Annotated in this window: 1 protein-coding gene; it reads left to right on the top strand. The window is 52.8% G+C overall.

Annotation, left to right across the window (positions count from 1 at the left end):
• Nucleotides 1–233 (top strand): condensation domain-containing protein (locus N477_RS03685; protein ID WP_155731791.1); only part of this gene is annotated, 233 nt, incomplete at both ends.

The raw sequence follows: 233 nt of genomic DNA, 5'->3' as shown, positions 1-233 counted from the left end.
TCATCAGCAGGTGCCGTTTGAGCAAATCGTCGACCGTTTGCAACCTGAGCGCAGCCTAAGCCATAGCCCGTTATTCCAAGTGATGCTGTCGCTGCAAAATAATGAACAGGGCAGTTTGTCGTTACCGGGGTTAGACTTGTCGATGTTGGAAAGCGGCGGGCAAACGGCGAAGTTCGACCTGACCCTGAATATAGCAGAAGAGGCCGGTGGTCTCGGGCTCTATTGGGAGTTTA

It is taken from the genome of Pseudoalteromonas luteoviolacea H33-S, from assembly GCF_001625695.1.
Lineage (GTDB): Bacteria > Pseudomonadota > Gammaproteobacteria > Enterobacterales > Alteromonadaceae > Pseudoalteromonas > Pseudoalteromonas luteoviolacea_B.
This window is presented reverse-complemented; position numbering and strand designations above follow the sequence as displayed.